The organism is Paenibacillus sp. FSL R7-0312, assembly GCF_038004445.1.
Lineage (GTDB): Bacteria > Bacillota > Bacilli > Paenibacillales > Paenibacillaceae > Paenibacillus_AQ.
The window spans coordinates 4,932,178-4,948,704 of record NZ_JBBORE010000001.1 but is presented as its reverse complement, the minus strand read 5'-3'; the positions used below and the strand labels follow the sequence as shown (position 1 = coordinate 4,948,704).

Genomic DNA, 16,527 nt, shown 5'->3' with positions numbered 1-16,527 from the left:
GACCAGCCTAATTCAAGCTGTTTCAATCCGTTTTTGCATCTGATTTGGCTCATTGTACTTATGTACTTTTAATGCTGATTTAATCCTCTTTCTCTTTACTTTACATAGATCATTTTGTAAATCGTTTTTTCTTTTATCGGCACAACACTTTTCATTTAGCTAGTACCGTCATTCAAATATTGTTAATGTTTATGACGGTCTTAATTAGGCTGTGCTTGATGATTATTAACTCGACCGCCTGAATCATCCCGTGAATCCCAGGTTATTCCTAATTCAGTCTTAATTATAATCCTGAATCTCAGTATCATAATTCGAGCTGATTTATTTAACTCTTCTCATATAGTTCTAAGTTAGTCCTGTTGCTAATCATTAGCCGTTTGTTACAATTTTCAATAAAATCCCCACCCCTGCCCTCATACTAATTAATTAACATATTATGTTATTTATATATCTACGCTATTTCAGAATTATTTATAGAATTCATCAGTCCACCCACAATACAAGATCCCTCAGCCAATGAGAAGGCGTTGCCATCTGATTTTCCAGAAAAATATTGTCAAATCCTTAATAATCATGTCATTATAAGTAGGTTCGTATTATAAATAACATTAAAGGGAGTGTGTTTTTGAGTCGGTTTAATCTAGTTCTCATCTTTGTTTTATCCATCATGATAGCTTTTCTCCTGGGAATCTATGTGGCCCCTAGCATTGACCCCCGTCTGAGCGGGCAGACCGTGGCAAGCAGTCCCATTGCGGCAGAAAACCCGCCGATCCCTACTGAGAGCCCCTCTGCTGCTGCAGTAGACGTCGCACCTGCACCTTCTCCATCCCTGGAACCCGTTGTCTTGGAAGATATGCCTTCGGACAATGATACGGGTACCATCAGTGATGACTCTGTCGGCTATGACGCTGAGGAGCTACCGGCAGACGTCCCATCCGGAGAAGGCATTGGAGAGCCCATTGATTTCAAGTACAGCATGAACTCAGCCGATGCTGTTAAGCTTACCTGGGAAGCCTACAACCTAACCGGAAAGACAATCAATTATTATACAGCTCATATCAGCACGTATAATCCGGTGGGCGATCCTTCGTATGATCAGTTGAGCGGTGAAAGCAACTTTCTTGTTAAATACGTGGGGCCGGTTGAGCCTGATGAAACTTTATTTATTTATAGTGACTTTACATACCAGAATACACTGGACCGGATTATCATTGACCAGCTTACTCTTCAATATGATGACGGTACTATAGAAACCTTCGACTATGGTTACGAAACCACCGAAGAACGCGGCTTTTAATCGGAAGATTCAATTGGAGCGCAACGTCAATGGGTTCTATCCGATTTCTTTTAGGTTCGTCCAGAAGCCTGGAGGGATTTTGATTCGATCTGTAAAATGAGCGTTTTATGGCAACCAATTTCAAGAGACAATATCCAATTGCAAAAGGTCCACGGAGCCCGTGGACCTTTTCTTCTTCTGATTATCGACTAGCCGTCGAGCAGCGTCATCTGTTCTTTCATATAACGCATGCCGTGAACGACATTCTTGGGGCTGACCTGATCGATTCGTTCGAGGTCCTCCTTCATGAGAAGGATATCAGCCGCGGCCGCATTTTCCTCCAGGTACTTAATACGTTTCGTACCCGGGATAGGCAGCGCCCCGTTGGCAATCGTCCAGGCAATGGCCAATTGGGATGGTGTACAATTCTGCTCCATCGCGATCTCCTTAATCTTGTCGACAACCTCAATGTTCTTCCGGAAGTTATCTCCTTGGAACCGCGGCATCCATCTGCGAAGATCATCGGCGGGCAGATCCTCGAAAGTGCGAAGCTCGCCGGAGATAAAGCCCCTGCTTAGTGGACTGTAGGCCACATGGGTAATCCCCAGCTCTCTTACGGTAGGGAGTATCTCCTCTTCGATGTCACGGCTCCAGAGCGAATACTCACTCTCTAGCACGGAGATCGGATACACGGCATGAGCGCGGCGAATGGTGGGAGCGGAAGCCTCGGACAGGCCGAGCGCCCGAACTTTGCCTGCCTTGACCAAGTCTGCCATCGCTCCGACCGTCTCCTCTATGGGGATTTGCGGATCGACGCGGTGTTGGTAGTATAGATCGATGTAATCCGTATTTAAACGGCGAAGGCTATCCTCCACTACCTTCTTGACGTAATCAGGATGGCCGCTGATGCTCTCATAATTTGGGGTGTACGAGAATTTGGTGGCGATAATGGCTTGCTCGCGGCGCCCTTGAAGAGCACGGCCAAGCAGCTTTTCGTTATGCCCGTTCCCGTACACGTCCGCGGTATCGAACATCGTGACGCCTATGTCCAAAGCGCGATGGATCGTTTGGATCGACTGTTCGTCGTTAGTCTCCCCGTAAATGCCTGGAGACATTCCCATAATTCCCAGTCCGATCGAAGAGACGAGGATATTGCTATTGCCCAAAATTCTTTGCTGCATTTGTTAATCCCTCATTCTATGTTTGTTGTCGCTCTGACTCCTCCATCTTGGTTAACAACTGGCTCTCGGAAGGGATTCTCCCTTTCTCGATATCTTCGTATATCGACAGTTTGTTATTGACGGCGTCGAGCGCTTCGGCTAATTCGTTCTGGCGGCGAAATAAATCTTCCTTGTACTGGTTCAAGATCGCTTTGCGCTGTGGAATCGTGGAATCACCACCCAGCGCAAGATCCACCATCTCCTTCAGTAACGACAGCTTCATCCCTGTCGCCCGGAAACATGTCATCAGCCGGATCCAATCTAGGTGGTCTTGTTCGAACAGTCGATTCCCGTTCTTATCTCTCTTAATGTAAGGGAGCAATCCCTCCTTCTCGTAAAAACGAATCGTATGAGCTGGGCAACCAAGCCGCTCTGAAGCTTCTTTGATCGTAAATGCCATTGGCCTGATCGCTCCTTGTCGGTTATTTTCAGGGCAGAATCAGCTGGTTCTTCCTCATCCTAAACCTTAAAGTACACTTTAAGGCAAGCGCTATTTTAGGAGAATAAACTGCCGATTGATTGTTATATTCTTATGTTTCGGGATTTTCCTTCACAGGATTAAGTATCCCGTAATAAACAATATCCTCATATGAATCGTTCTTGTAAATATGATCTTTCAATGTGCCTTCATAGCTCATTCCGCACTTTTCCATGATTTTACCGGATGCCGGATTAGATGCGAAATGACGTGCGTATACCCGGTGGTAGTTCTTTTCGGTGAAAACAAATTCAATAACTGCCCGGGCTGATTCGGTTCCATAACCTTGACCCCAATGGGCTTCCCCTATCCAATAAGCGATCTCACCGTTATGATATGGCTGATGGTTGGAAATGCCGACTGCTCCATACAATTTGCCTGTGTTCCTATCTGTGATTGCGAATTCATACATCCGGTCCAAGTCAAAATTCTGCTCATGATTGGCCATCCAGGACACAGCGCATTCTAGTGGATACGGATACGGCAAGGTCAATGTACTCCGGTAGATATTGTAATTGTTACAATAGTCTCTAACTTCCTCCGCATCCACTGGCTTAAATAGGCGCAGAAGTAATCTGTCCGTTTCAAGGGTCCGGTCTGTACGGTTATATTTCATCTGACTTCTCCTACTCTCTATATCATAAAATGAACAGCTATGAAATTCTTGTATATTGGAATCCCTCAATCTACATAACTATTCTCAAAAATATCCATAAAAGCGGTCACCCGTTGCGATTGCGCTATTGCATCCGCATCTTCCGTCTCCGTCAATTGCCATCCGTATGTACCATACTGCTGATAGTTCTCCATAGACAAAGGACGCAGCTCAAACTCTTTACGGATAGCTTCAATACCTGCAGCATAATCAATCTTCATCCGGGCGAACGCCTGTTCCGGGTCCTTAAAAACTGCATACCCTTTGCGGTCTGCCCCAATGTGATATGCCGGATCATCTCCCCACTGCGTAATGTCTACAGAGCCTTTGATTCCAGGAGCACCAATCACATACTCTCTAACATACTTATTCATGTTACCGGACTGAGAATGGTTCGAATACACCCACAGTGCGGCCAATATCACGAATGACAGCAAAGCCAAACAGCCAATAACCTTAGATTTGTTCATAGATTTCATGAGGCTTATCCTTCCCTTAGTTGGATGCAACAAAAAAGCGGATGCACCAGGACCGTGAATTCAGCCTTTGATTGCCGCTTTTGGGAGAAACGAATCAAAAGATCCATATCATTTAAACAGGCCAAGAATCAGAGACGATTCCCAGCCTGCCTTTTTGCCAGCTATACTATAATACTATACCTTATGCCGCACGGGTCAGCTTACGGACAACCTCCTGGCTGTACTTGCGCTTGGTGATGAAGTAAAAGCTGAGCTGGAATACGAAATAGATCGCGACCACAATCGTTGTGTTCTTCATGAATTCGCCTATGATGTCGGACCCGCTCATGACGTGGGTGATCAGATAGATGAAGCAGTAGCCGAAGATGCTGCCCAGCAGCAGCGGAACAAAGAAGGTGATGAGCAGCTCTGCCGATACTACCGACCTTATCTCCTTATCACTGATGCCAATCTTATACAGCTTGCGAAAAAAGACGGTGGCGTTCCCGATTTCGGTATATTGCTTGAAATACAGCACCATTCCGCCTGCTACAAAGAACAGTACGCCGATCAGCGAGGTGACGAACACGAAGAGTGAATAGTTCTTCTTCAGCTCCTTGTAGGCATCCACTTTGGAGGCTACCGCAAACATTTGCCCGCTTCCATCCTTATCCGTAGCATTCAGCGTATCCTTGAGCTTCTGGACAACCCCTTCTGTCCCTTTCCAGGCTGTAAAATCAATTCCGTAGTGGGTACCTATTGCATTCGGGCTTACCTTAGACTCCATATTCTTGTAATCCTCATTGCTTACTACGATCCCTGAGCTAGTTGGATAAGAGCTCGCTGTGGCAAACCAATCCCCGTGATAGGATGATTTCACCTTGTAATTGAAGGTTTGCGTGCCATCCGTGAATTGAATGGCCTCCCCTTCGCCAATGCCATGGGTGCCCGGCTCCCAGGCTGTAACAATATTAAGAACTTCTCCGGCGCCGACCGTTACCTTCTCCCCGGTCAGAGAGTTGTACATGTCCTGCGACACAATCGGCTTCGTCTTCAGGACATCGTATTTATCTCCTTCCAGATTCATTTTGAGGTTCAGGAAGCTGGTTTCCTGGATCGACTTCAGCGGCTCGGAGGACTGCTTCAGCACCTGCTCTAATTGTCCGCTCTCCAGCACATGCACGCCGGCTACCGAGATATACTCGATATCATACTTATTTCGTTCCGCGATGCTCTCCGACAACTGCAGCAGCGAGAATGGCGAAGCAACGAGAAAGATAGTCATCCCGCTGAGAATGCTCAGAATGAACATAATCCGCTTGTTCTGGTTGAATTTGTGATTGATTTCGGTGATGGACAGGATATGCCGGTAATAGAATTTCTTATTCTTCAGGAAGCTGATCAATGTGTTCCCAAGATGGGAGATGACCATGTAGATCCCGATGAAGCTAAGCAGGATATAGGTAATGATCATGAAGGGATTCGTATTCAGACTTTCGTGATTGGAGATGACCACCAGGAAGATGATCGAGGCCAAAACCAGCCCCACTCCCACCAGCCCAAGCCGGGTGTCACTTTTCTTCGCCTGGTTATCCTGCTTGCGGGAATCCTTCATCAGGTCTGCGATGTCCAGTTTACCGACCTTAACACTTGAAATCATCTGTGAGGCGGCAAAAATCACGGTAAATACAACCACAGTAACGATGAAGCTCGCCGCGCTGAGTGAGTAGGACACCCCTTGCAGATCCAGCAGATCAATCGCCACATTCTGGAACAGCCGTGAAAAGATCGCGCCCGTGATAATCCCGGCAATGAGCGAGGAGACACTGATAATCAGATTCTCCAGCAGGATAATCTTCTGCAGATCGTTCTTGTGCATCCCAAGCGACATAAAGATGGCGAATTCCTTGCTTCTCGACTTGATGAACGAGGAATGCGCATAGTTGATGAAGAACACCGAGAACAGGGTCAGTGCAGCCAGACTCAGCATCAGCACAATCTGGATCACATCCTCTGTCGCCCCTTCCCGGATGCTGTTATTGAACAGCAAGGCGGCATAGAGGAAAAAGATCGTAATCGCAAAGGCGCTGCAAATGAAATAGGAGAAGAAATTCCGCACATTGCGTTTGAAGTTCTTAATCGTGACATCTCTAAAGGTCATTTCGTTCCCCTCCGATGATCGCCAGGCAGTCGAGGATTTGATCAAAAAACTCCTTGCGGACCCCGCTGCTGACAATCTCCATGCTGATGGCACCGTCCTTGATGAAGATGATCTTTTTGCAGAAGCTCGCGGCGAAAGCGTCATGCGTCACCATCAGGATAGTGCTCTCACGTTCCTGGTTCATCTTCTCGATACATTTCATCACTGCATTGGAGGACTTGGAATCCAGGTTGCCTGTAGGCTCATCGGCGAAAATAATATCCGGATCATTCACAAGCGCCCGGCTGACCGCCACCCGCTGCTGCTGGCCGCCCGATATGTTGTAGGGATATTTGCCGGCAATTTCTTCAATGCCCAGCAGCTTCATAATCTCTTCACTTTTGGCTTCCATTTGCGCTTGGTCCCGCTTATCAAGGATCATGGGCAGCATGACGTTCTCCTTCAGTGTCAGACTGTCCATCAGATTGAATTCCTGGAAGACAAAGCCGAGATGCTGTCTGCGGAAGAGCGCCATTTCATTCTTATCCAAGGAGGTGATATTCTTGCCCCCGATGTAAACCTCGCCGTAGCTCGGCTTACCGATGCCGCTCAGGATATTCAGCAATGTGGTTTTGCCGCTGCCTGAGGGGCCCATGATGCCGATAAATTCCCCCTTCTCTACGTTAAAGCTGACGGAATCCAGTGCCACTGTGGAATTCTCACCGTTCTGCACACCATAAACTTTCTTAACCTCTTTGACTTCCAGTACTACGCTCACAGTTTCATCTCCCGTTTGTCGTATATTTATCCTCAATTACAACTTATAACTTCATTGTAGTAGACACTGGATTCCATATCCATCCATTTACATTACGTTATCTTTCATTTTTGAAAGGTAAGAAATCTGCACCTCTGTACCTTGATTGACTTCCGAGGTAATCGTGAGGCGGTGGCCCAGCTTCCGGGCAATTTCTGAGCAGACATAGAGGCCGATGCCTGTCGCCTGGTGATGGGTACGTCCGTTTTTTCCGGTGAAAAAGGGCTGGAAGACCCGCTGCAAATCGACGGGCTCAATGCCGATCCCCTCATCCCGGATGGATAACACCACCTTGTCGCCACGCTGCTCAATGTGGAAGTGGATGGATTTCGCCACTTCGCCCGAGTCAGAGTATTTAATTGCATTGGAGATGATCTGATCCAGCATCGCGGTATTCCATTTGCTGTCCGTCATGACCGTGATGCGCTCGTCCTTACATTCGATGACCGGGTAGACATTATTATAGATATATTGATTCCGCTTGCTGTTAATCAGGCTTCTGAGTGATTCCAGCAGGTTGATAGGCTCCGGATTATAGTCCCGGGTGAAATGCTCCAGGCGGAAGAACTTCAGCATCTGGTTCAGCATGCTAAGGAGCTTATCCTTCTCTTCTTCCACATGCTGCAGAGCCAGGGCATGGCCCGTTGGATTCAGCTTGTAGTTCTGCAGAATGAGGTCGATGACTGACAAGGGCGTTTTGAGATTATGTATCCACTGCGAGATGAACTTATGGGTGTTGTCGGCCTGGGCTTTGACCTCGTAGATCTGGTCCTGATAGCTATGGTGTATCCGGTGAATGAGCTGAATGACGGCTTGCTGCTCGTACGAAAAGCCCTTCTCCTCAATCTCGATATTCTCGGATAACCGCTGTATTTCCCGGTGGGTGGAGACGTATTTGATCAAACGGAAGCACATAAATATGATAAATACGTAAAAATAGATGCTAAGCAGGTACATGAGCTGGATATTGCTGCTGATAAAGAAATTACAGTATACGCTCACCAGGATATGACTTAAAAAATAGACAAGGGTAAACGCCAGATGATCGCGCATGAACCCCCGAAACAGCTTAATGCTCACTGGCGGGTCCCTCCGATCATAGCCGAATCAAAAATGTAACCCACGCCTCTTTTGACTTTGATTACATCCTGAAAGCCGAGACTGGCCAGCTTGCTTTTGACCCGGGTGACATTGACCGTCAGCGTATTATCCACGACGAAATGCACATCATCCCACAGCTCTCCCAGCAGTTCTTCCCTGGTGACAATGGTATCCTTATTCTCCATCAGCTTCTTCAGCAGCTTGTATTCATTCTTGCTGAGCTCTTCAACGGCTCCCTTGCAGGAAATGCTGAAATTACGGTCATCCAGATGAATCGGCAACGGCTCTTTCTCCAGTTCCGGCTTGCCTGCATACTCCCCGTAATTCCGGCGCATGATCGCCATAATCTTAGCCAGCAGCACCTGAATATTCAGCGGCTTCACGATATAATCATCCGCTCCCAGCTCCATGCTGAGCACCTGGCTGGATTCCTCATCCCTTGCTGAGATCACAATAATCGGCACCGTTGTTTTCCTTCTGAATACCCGGCAATAATAGAACCCGTCATAATAAGGCAAATTCAGGTCAAGCAGCACAAGCTGCGGCGCTTCCTGCTCGAAGATCTTCTCCACCTGCAGGAAATCCGCAACCTCCACCACTTCATAGCTGTATTTGCGCAGGATATCGGTCATCAGGGTTCTGATTTTGATATCATCCTCGACGATCATGATCTTGAACAATTGGCTCACCTCTTAGCAGCCCGGGCAAGTCCTGAGACTCTCGCTGTTATGAAGCCTCCGCCAGCTTGTTATCGATAAACCCGATAATTGTAGCAATGCTCGCGAAGTGTTCATGAATCAGTTCCTCGGGCAGAATAATAATCTTGAATTCCTGCTCCAATCTGGCAACCAGATCCAGGAGACCCAGGGAGGTCAGTAATCTGGACTCGAAAATATCGGTATCCAGGTGCAGCTCCCCTGCCGGAATACGGGTCAAACCCGCTACGATCATTGTAACTTGTTCTGTGATTTTCATATACTATTTTCTCCATTCCTGGTGGATTTGTAGTAGGGATCAAAAACATGGGCAATCGCCCGGATAAAGTACGTACCGGTAAGGGTTACTGTAATTCGCGGAGAGTCCACACCCAGCAGCAGGCCATCCTTCTCCATGCCTCTAAGCACGCTCAGCTCCTCCTGAAAATAAGAGTCAAAATCGATACCAAAGCACTCCTGAAGCATTGGCTTGTCAATAGGGTTACCGCCCAGCAGCTGCTTCAGGATGATATCCTCACGAATGGCATCTTCGATGGACAATAGATGGGTTTTGCCGGTCTCAATTGGGAATTTCCTCAAATCAAGTGCGGCACGGTACCGATCCATCGCCGGGACATTCTTATAATAGAGACTGCCAATCTTACTAACGGCCGACTTGCCCAGACCCAGCAGATGCTGGCTGCTTCTTTCGGAGGAGCCCATGAAATCACGAACCACATGCGTTCCGGGATGCTTCTCCCGCCCGTTGTTGCGGATAAAGGTATCACTGCCCATCTCAGTGTAGTCCTGGGATAAAACCTGGCGGGCCAGCTCGAACAGGCGGGACACCATGTAATTATTGGGCAGGCTGAGATGCGGGATTTTGCGCTGCAGCGGATAAATGGCCGGGTAATGGGCATAGGGAAAAGCCACGATTTTATCTGGGGCAATCCGCACGATCTCCTGCAAGGTACGCTCGAATTCTCCGAGTCCCTGAAAGGGCAGGCCATAACATAAATCCACATTGACGGTGAAGCCCATGCTCCGGGCAAGGCCGATAATCTCCCGCGTATCCTCAAGATCGCATTCCCGGTGAATTGCATTCAGAACCCGGGCATCAAAGTCCTGAATGCCAAAGCTGATATAGTTAAAACCCAGTGCCTTCAGCAGCCGCAGCTTGCCTTCGGTAACAATCTGCTTGTCCGGGTAAGCCTCCAGCTTGATTCTGGCGTTATCTTCAAAGTCCACATACTGGGCAATAATTCCGTACAGCCGCTCGATCTGCCGTTCATTCAAATATGCCGGGGTCCCCCCACCCCAGTGCAGATTACCGGACTTCAGCTTCCGGGCACGGCCGGAGAGCTTGAGTGCCAGCTCCTGCTCCAGCACATCGATATATTGATCCTTGTCTTCATCCTTGCCGCTCAGCACCCGGTCACAGCAGCAGTAATAGCAGATCGACTTGCAGAACGGAACATGCACATAAACCTGTGCTTCTTCGATTTCCTTAAGCTCCTGAGCTATAGCAGATTCATCCGCAGGCTGGCGCCAGTGGCTGTCCACCGGATAGCTTAAATACATGGGAAGGTTATATTCGTTGTACTTTTGCGATAAATAATGCAGCTGATTCTGAATGGTCTGATTCATTGCCAAGCTCCCTCCTTGCCCCGGCTTGCCGGGCGGCCCATCATCTCCATGACTTCCTGCTCCTTGTGTACAATGTCTTCCAGTAAGCGGCTATGAACAGTTCTCCAAGTGTCCGGCAGCGCAATGCCTTTGCTGCACCTGATCAGGTCACTGCGGATGTCCATCCATGCACCGGTAATTTCTCCGAGCCTGGCCGCAGCCGCTTGCCGTTCGGTAAGAAGACGCTCCAGCCGGTACTTTTCAGCCCGCTTAGAATCAATGATGGCGTTCAGGCCAGCAATCTGGCGGTTGACGTGCTGCTCTGTATAACTCCAGTGCTGTGAAGTATAGTGATCTTTGAAGGCGGACAACGTCAGCAGGCTCTGCGTAATGGCGTCCCGCTGTGTGCGGTACAGGCAATTAAGTCGATTAACATCTGGCAGCAGTTCATAGGTGTACGGCTGCTGGAAGCGCGGGAATTCCATCAAGGTGTACGTCTGCGCAGATGACATTCGATGCTGGCGGTACCCCTGATAACTGTTCAGCAGATCCTCTGCTGCCAGAGTCCGTTCCCTGTAGTTCAGCGCATCCTTATGGCTGTGCTCCAGCACAATAAACTGATCCTGCGCCTCACTATAACCGTAGACCAGCAGCGTGTGGGCAAGATGTTTCTTCATATAAGCGTCTCTACGGGCCGGTTCATAGAAGCTGTCCACCCAGAGAATGAACAGGCTTTGCCGGGCCAGCCCAGTGATAAGCCTCTCCTTCAGCCCGTGGCCGCCCTGCGGGGACTCATACCGGGCCGTAAGGTGCAGCTGCTCCAGAATAGCTTCCGGGGGTGCGGATTCCATGCAGACCGCAGAGAGGTACGGCTCTGCCTGTGCAGAATCAAGAGTATACACAAACATATCGCTGCTCAGAAACGTGTTGATATTCCGGCCAAAGACATTCAGTACAGGAAATAGTGAGTTATATAAGCAGCTTTTGTAATAGAGATCGTTAAACGGCTGCGGCTGTGTGAAATGGCGGGACAAGCTCGGCTCCGTTATGATCCTTACCGGGAGGCTGGAGGCAACTGCGACTTCCCCGCAGTGAACCTGAACCGGCGGGATGCAGACCGCACTTATCCGCTGAGTAACTCCCGCTTCCACAAGCCCGGCCTGAGCCCTAATAGTAGAGGCGCTCAGCAGCTCTTCGTAAGAAAGGGCAATGCCCCTGCGGGCAAGCTCACTCTGCAGCGTAACCGCCTCAATCGAGCTTCCGCCAATTTCGAAAAAGTCATGGTCCGCTCCGATGGGTTCAAGCTCCAGGACAGCCTGCCATGCCTGGCAAATGGACTGCTGCAACGGAGTGGTGCAGGGTGAGAAATCACTATCCGTAAGCATGTTGTGCAGAGAAACCTCAGGCAGCTGCTTTTTGTCCACCTTGCCGTTGGCATTCAGCGGGAACTGCTCCAGCCGGACGAACACGGACGGGAGCATATAAGCAGGCAGGCGCGCAGCCAGGTACTGCTTAAGTGCAGCGCCGGAGACGGCTTGAGCGGCAGTCAGATAGGCACAGAGGTATTTATCCCCTGAACTGTGGCTCCTGGCCATAACGGCAACATCCCGGATGCCCGGATATTCCAGCAGCAGCTTCTCCACTTCCTTCGTCTCGATGCGGAAGCCGCGGATCTTGACCTGATCATCGCGGCGGCCGAGGAATTCGATAGTTCCGTCCTCCCGCATCCGGCCCAGGTCGCCAGTCCTGTACATCCGGTCTGCCTCAGATTCGCGGAAGGGGTCCGGCATGAAGGCTTGTGCCGTCTTCACCGGGTCCTTGATGTAGCCGCGCGCTACCCCGATACCGCCGATATACAGCTCACCTGTCTCTCCCGCCGTAACCGGCTGCAGGTCTTCGTCAAGAATGTACCAATAATTCTGTTCAACCGGTAGCCCGTAGGGAATGCTTGTCCAGTCCTCCCGGACCTCCGTAACCGGATAATAGATGGACCAGACCGCAGCCTCCGTAGCCCCGCCGAGAGCAGTCAGCTTCGCCCGGGGGAAATAGCGGGAGTAGTTCCTCGCCAGCTCCAGGGGAACCCAGTCTCCGCTCAGGAAGATGTGCCTCAATTCCAATTGGGCGAAATCAGGGATACACTCCGCCAAGTGCCGGACCAGAACATGCAGTGTGGTCGGGACGGAATTCCAGAAGGTGATCCTCTGCTCCAGCAGCAGCCGTGTTAAGCTGTCAGGATCAGTAATCTGCGGCTCCGGACACAGGACGATCGTGCCTCCGGCGGCCAGCAGGCCGAAGATATCATACACAGATAGATCAAAGCACACCGAGGTTACGAACAAGCCTCTATCACGGCTGCCCATATCCAGCTCGCGGTTCACCCAGGAGATTAAATTCACGGCGGAACGGTGCTCGATCATTACGCCTTTGGGCGTGCCGGTAGAGCCGGAGGTGTACATGATATAGGCCAAAGCACTGCCGTCAATGGAAAGATCCGGGTTGTCTGACGGATAGCCGGATGCTGAGGAAGCAGCGGTTGCGCCAGCTTCGGCAGACCCTAGGCGGATCTGAACCAGCACATCGAGCGGTTCATCGTCTTCACAGATCGCAGCAGAGGCCCCGGAATGCTGCAGAATATAGTTCTTGCGGCTGGCCGGATAGCCGGGCTCCACCGGGACGTAGGCCGCGCCGCTTTTTAACACGGCAAGCAGGGCAATAACCAGATTCATATTGCGCTTCACACTTACGCCTACATGATCATTCGGACGAACGCCCCGGGCAATCAGCTCATGCGCCAGGCAATTGGCACGCAGGTTCAGCTGCTGGTAGCTTATTGACTGTCCGGCAAAAACAATGGCCGTATGCTCCGGATGCAGGGCTGCCCGGACTTCGAACCCTCCATGAAGCGTGGCAGCAGCAGAAAGGGACTGCTTGGAATTGGAATGAAAGTTGGCCAAAGGTCTCACCTCCCCGGAAGGCTGTCCAGCGAATGTTCCCTGCCCAGCTCAGCGGTCAGCGCTGTCAGCTCGCCCAGCGTCTCACAGCTGAGCAGCTCATCTACATGCTCTTCCAGGTTCACGTCAAGCCTGCTCTCCACCATCGCGATAATCTCTACAATCATCACCGAGGTAATGGCCAGATCACCCTCAACCGACAAGCCGGGATGCAGCTCCTCCTTGTCGAAGTAGCATACGCTGGCGATAATCTCATACAGCTTGTCCTGCATCTGCACAGTCTTCTCTCCCCTCATCTTCCTTCAGAGCCGCTTGCGGAATTCATGCTTCAATTGCTGCCGGTCAACCTTGCCGCTCCCCCCTGTAGGGAACCTGTCAAAGACATGCACCATATCGGGAATCATATACCGGGGCAGCAGCTTGCCGACAGCCTGCTTCAGCCCAAGCACGGTGAAGCTGCCAGCTTCATGCACAATCACGGCAGCGCAGATCAGCGGATAGCCTTCACCATCCTGGATATCCACGACCGCGGCATCCAGAATATTCTCCATGTCATGCAGCACGCGTTCAATCTCCGGAAGCTCAATGCGAAAGCCAGAACGCTTAATCAAGGCGTCTTTACGGCCAATCAGGACGAGCGCTCCGTCTTCGTTAACCATAGCCATGTCCCCGGTACAGTAGAGCTTGTCTCCAAGACCCCAATTCGGCGGTATGCTGCGGAAGCTCTGCTCTGTAAGCAGAGGGTTGCGGTAATAGCCCTTCATGACTATTGAGCCTCTTACACAGAGTTCACCCTCTTCACCGGCACCGGCAATGCGTCCGTCAGCGGTTACCACGACAACTCCGGTATTTCCGCAGGGATACCCGATCGGTACGGGAGTGCCTTGTATACCGTCTTGCTCACTCAGCGGATAATAGGTACAGACGTTGGTTTCAATCAGCCCGTACAGATTGTAGAAATCCGCCTCTGGCAGCAGCTCCATCACCTGGTGCAGCAGCTTCGGCTGCAGAACCTCGCCCGCAAACAGCACGCCCCGCAGCGAAGGCAGCCCGCCTGCCGGCAACCGGCCGTATTGGACCACGGCAGCCCAGAGTGAGGGCACGGAATAGACCCAGCTAATTTCCCCCTGTTCGATGGCCGTGGTAAAACGCGCCGGATGCTGAATGACTTCAGCCGACAGGAGGACGAGCGTTGCCCCCACGGCAATCGGCACGAAAATATCAAACACCGAAAGGTCAAAATGAAAAGGTGCGATGGCCGCGAAGCGTTCATGTCCTTCCGGTTTGAAGTAACCGCAGCACCAGTCAATGAAGGTTCTGGCATTCAGGTGGGTAATCATCACGCCTTTGGGTACTCCTGTGGAGCCTGAAGTGTACAGAATATAAGCCAGATCCTCGCTGATCGGCTGTCTTCTGCCCTTGTACAAATGGCGCAGGGGCTGATCCGGCGCAGCTTGAACGATCATGCCGAAATCTGCGTCGTCCAGTTCGGCGCCCCCCTCCACCAGCAGTATATGAAGTAACCTCAGCCGCTCCAATTGCTCCGGATTCGCACCTTGCAGCAGCTTCAGCAGATTCGCACCATCAGTAACCAGAAACCGCGTCCCGCTCTGCTCCAGAATGGTCAACATTCTGTGTACAGGAGAGTAGCTCGTGTCCAGCGGGATGTACGCCCCTGCGGTGAACAGCACGCCGAACATGGCGCATACCGCCTGCGGGGACTTGTCCAGACAGATTGCAGCGGTCTCCCCCGGCTCCATGCCGGTATCGATCAGTGCATCGGAGATTTGAATACTGCGCCGAAGCAGCTCACCGTAGCTTAGCTCCCTGCCTTCAAAGCGCAGCGCAGTCTGGTCCGGGCAGCGCTCAGCGCTGCGGAGCAGGTAATGCTGCAGCAGAAAATCACTCATACCCTTCCCCCAGACCTTCCAGCATAATTTTCTTCTGCATCTCGCTCGTTCCCGAGTACAGCTTGGAAGCAAGGGAATCCCGCATCTGTTTCTCCGGCGGGCTCTCCTTCACATAGCCGTAAGCTCCCCAGATTTGCACTGCCGCAAGGCTGTTCTGCACCTTGGATTCGGAGGTATGCAGCTTCAGCATGGAGGCGCTGTGCATTCCGCAGCGCCCCTGGTCAAAGTCCTCGCACACCTTATACAGCATCAGCGTGCTTGTTTCCAGCCGGATTCTCATCTGGACCAGCTTGTCATAGACCCCTTCGAAGGAGCGGATAGCCTGTCCGAATTGCTTCCTCTGGCCCGCATACTGATAGGTCTGTTCATACTGCTGTTCCATAGCTCCGACATGATAAGCACTGACTATAATCCGCTCCCACAGCATCGCCTTGAAAAAAATACCCATCCCCTGCCGTTCCCGTCCCAGCAGCCTGTGGGCCGGAATGCGGGTGTGGTTCAGCAGAACCTCACTCATCGGGCTGGTCCGCAGGCCCATCTTCTCAAAGACCTGTCCAATCTCGTATTCCTGCTGCCGCGCTTCCAGAATAAAGGCCGACACATCCAGCATGGGCAGGCCTCCCGCATGCTTGCCGTACACCAGCAGGATGTCGGACTCCGGGGCGAGTGTAGCAAAGGTTTTGATGCCGTTCAGGATATAACCTTCCGGTTCCTTCTCGACAGAGGTGGTCATGGCGGAAGAATCAGAGCCCGCCCCAGCTTCCGTAATTACACTGCTGCCGATGAATCTTCCATCAATGAGCGGTGCCAGATACCCGGCCTGCTGCTCCTCACTACCATATACCCATAGCGGCACTTGGGCCGCTGACATTTGAGCGCATACCGAGAAGACCAGGCCTTCATCCTGACAGCGGCGCGCCAGCGAACGGATCGCCAGCGCCGTGGTCAGCATTCCCTGCTCCGCTCCTCCATACGCTGCCGGAAAGGGAAGCCCGAGCAAGCCGGTACCGGCTAATCGGGACCACTTATCCCTGCGGAAGGTGCCGCTCTCGTCATCCGCATACACTCCGTCATTCAAATACCGCTCACAACATTCCTCCATTAAGCCGCAGATCTGCCGCTGCTCCACGGTATAGCTGAAATCCACAATAAGCGCCCCTCGACCTGTAATTTATTGAAATATAAGAATTTGAAGCTAAA

At 51.0% G+C, this 16,527-nt stretch carries 15 protein-coding genes; 1 reads left to right on the top strand and 14 read right to left on the bottom strand.

The features are described from left to right. Window positions 1–625 precede the first annotated feature (625 nt). Window positions 626–1,297, top strand: a complete 672-nt coding sequence (locus MKX70_RS21580) for a hypothetical protein (RefSeq protein WP_052416432.1) — start codon at window positions 626–628, stop codon at window positions 1,295–1,297. Window positions 1,298–1,485: 188 nt separating this feature from the next. Here the strand turns inward: MKX70_RS21580 and MKX70_RS21575 are convergent, their stop codons facing one another. From MKX70_RS21575 to MKX70_RS21510, 14 genes are all read right to left on the bottom strand, one after another. Then, window positions 1,486–2,457 carry an aldo/keto reductase gene (locus tag MKX70_RS21575; protein WP_042236631.1) on the bottom strand — a complete coding sequence of 324 codons (972 nt, stop codon included), beginning with the start codon at window positions 2,455–2,457 and terminating at the stop codon, window positions 1,486–1,488. A 16-nt stretch (window positions 2,458–2,473) separates the two neighbouring features. Then, window positions 2,474–2,896 carry a MerR family transcriptional regulator gene (locus tag MKX70_RS21570; protein ID WP_340840697.1) on the bottom strand — a complete coding sequence of 141 codons (423 nt, stop codon included), beginning with the start codon at window positions 2,894–2,896 and terminating at the stop codon, window positions 2,474–2,476. Between the two features lie 130 nt (window positions 2,897–3,026). Then, window positions 3,027–3,590 carry a GNAT family N-acetyltransferase gene (locus MKX70_RS21565; RefSeq protein ID WP_340840696.1) on the bottom strand — a complete coding sequence of 188 codons (564 nt, stop codon included), beginning with the start codon at window positions 3,588–3,590 and terminating at the stop codon, window positions 3,027–3,029. A gap of 65 nt (window positions 3,591–3,655) precedes the next feature. Beyond that, complete coding sequence (locus MKX70_RS21560) at window positions 3,656–4,108, bottom strand: hypothetical protein (protein WP_052416434.1); 453 nt, start codon at window positions 4,106–4,108, stop codon at window positions 3,656–3,658. A gap of 181 nt (window positions 4,109–4,289) precedes the next feature. Continuing rightward, complete coding sequence (locus tag MKX70_RS21555) at window positions 4,290–6,248, bottom strand: ABC transporter permease (RefSeq protein WP_340840695.1); 1,959 nt, start codon at window positions 6,246–6,248, stop codon at window positions 4,290–4,292. Beyond that, window positions 6,238–7,005, bottom strand: coding sequence for an ABC transporter ATP-binding protein (locus tag MKX70_RS21550; RefSeq protein WP_042236636.1), 768 nt, complete (start codon window positions 7,003–7,005; stop codon window positions 6,238–6,240). Before MKX70_RS21550 ends, MKX70_RS21555 begins: the two co-directional genes overlap by 11 nt. Before the next feature lie 87 nt (window positions 7,006–7,092). After that, entirely contained in the window at window positions 7,093–8,124 is a 1,032-nt protein-coding gene (locus tag MKX70_RS21545) for a sensor histidine kinase (RefSeq protein WP_340785929.1), read from the bottom strand. Continuing rightward, window positions 8,121–8,825 (bottom strand): response regulator transcription factor, encoded by a 705-nt coding sequence (locus MKX70_RS21540; protein WP_042236637.1) that lies wholly within the window; start codon window positions 8,823–8,825, stop codon window positions 8,121–8,123. The genes MKX70_RS21545 and MKX70_RS21540 overlap by 4 nt, the downstream gene beginning before the upstream one ends. 46 nt (window positions 8,826–8,871) lie before the next feature. Then, entirely contained in the window at window positions 8,872–9,120 is a 249-nt protein-coding gene (locus MKX70_RS21535; RefSeq protein WP_039291970.1) for a phosphopantetheine-binding protein, read from the bottom strand. Beyond that, window positions 9,117–10,487, bottom strand: coding sequence for a radical SAM protein (locus tag MKX70_RS21530; RefSeq protein WP_042236638.1), 1,371 nt, complete (start codon window positions 10,485–10,487; stop codon window positions 9,117–9,119). Before MKX70_RS21530 ends, MKX70_RS21535 begins: the two co-directional genes overlap by 4 nt. Then, window positions 10,484–13,420, bottom strand: coding sequence for a non-ribosomal peptide synthetase (locus MKX70_RS21525; RefSeq protein ID WP_340840694.1), 2,937 nt, complete (start codon window positions 13,418–13,420; stop codon window positions 10,484–10,486). Before MKX70_RS21525 ends, MKX70_RS21530 begins: the two co-directional genes overlap by 4 nt. Before the next feature lie 5 nt (window positions 13,421–13,425). Further along, window positions 13,426–13,689: an acyl carrier protein gene (locus MKX70_RS21520; protein WP_231637901.1), complete on the bottom strand. Its 264-nt coding sequence runs from the start codon at window positions 13,687–13,689 to the stop codon at window positions 13,426–13,428. Window positions 13,690–13,719: 30 nt separating this feature from the next. Further along, window positions 13,720–15,327: an amino acid adenylation domain-containing protein gene (locus tag MKX70_RS21515; RefSeq protein ID WP_340840693.1), complete on the bottom strand. Its 1,608-nt coding sequence runs from the start codon at window positions 15,325–15,327 to the stop codon at window positions 13,720–13,722. Continuing rightward, entirely contained in the window at window positions 15,320–16,474 is a 1,155-nt protein-coding gene (locus MKX70_RS21510) for an acyl-CoA dehydrogenase family protein (protein WP_340840692.1), read from the bottom strand. The genes MKX70_RS21515 and MKX70_RS21510 overlap by 8 nt, the downstream gene beginning before the upstream one ends. Between the last annotated feature and the right edge of the window lie 53 nt (window positions 16,475–16,527).

What these genes read in the sequence shown, in the direction of transcription:
- MKX70_RS21575 (WP_042236631.1), bottom strand. Translation starts at nt 2,457, where the DNA reads ATGCAGCAAAGAATTTTGGGCAATAGCAATATCCTCGTCTCTTCGATC.
- MKX70_RS21570 (WP_340840697.1), bottom strand. Translation starts at nt 2,896, where the DNA reads ATGGCATTTACGATCAAAGAAGCTTCAGAGCGGCTTGGTTGCCCAGCT.
- MKX70_RS21565 (WP_340840696.1), bottom strand. Translation starts at nt 3,590, where the DNA reads ATGAAATATAACCGTACAGACCGGACCCTTGAAACGGACAGATTACTT.
- MKX70_RS21560 (WP_052416434.1), bottom strand. Translation starts at nt 4,108, where the DNA reads ATGAAATCTATGAACAAATCTAAGGTTATTGGCTGTTTGGCTTTGCTG.
- MKX70_RS21555 (WP_340840695.1), bottom strand. Translation starts at nt 6,248, where the DNA reads ATGACCTTTAGAGATGTCACGATTAAGAACTTCAAACGCAATGTGCGG.
- MKX70_RS21535 (WP_039291970.1), bottom strand. Translation starts at nt 9,120, where the DNA reads ATGAAAATCACAGAACAAGTTACAATGATCGTAGCGGGTTTGACCCGT.
- MKX70_RS21530 (WP_042236638.1), bottom strand. Translation starts at nt 10,487, where the DNA reads ATGAATCAGACCATTCAGAATCAGCTGCATTATTTATCGCAAAAGTAC.
- MKX70_RS21520 (WP_231637901.1), bottom strand. Translation starts at nt 13,689, where the DNA reads ATGCAGGACAAGCTGTATGAGATTATCGCCAGCGTATGCTACTTCGAC.
- MKX70_RS21515 (WP_340840693.1), bottom strand. Translation starts at nt 15,327, where the DNA reads ATGAGTGATTTTCTGCTGCAGCATTACCTGCTCCGCAGCGCTGAGCGC.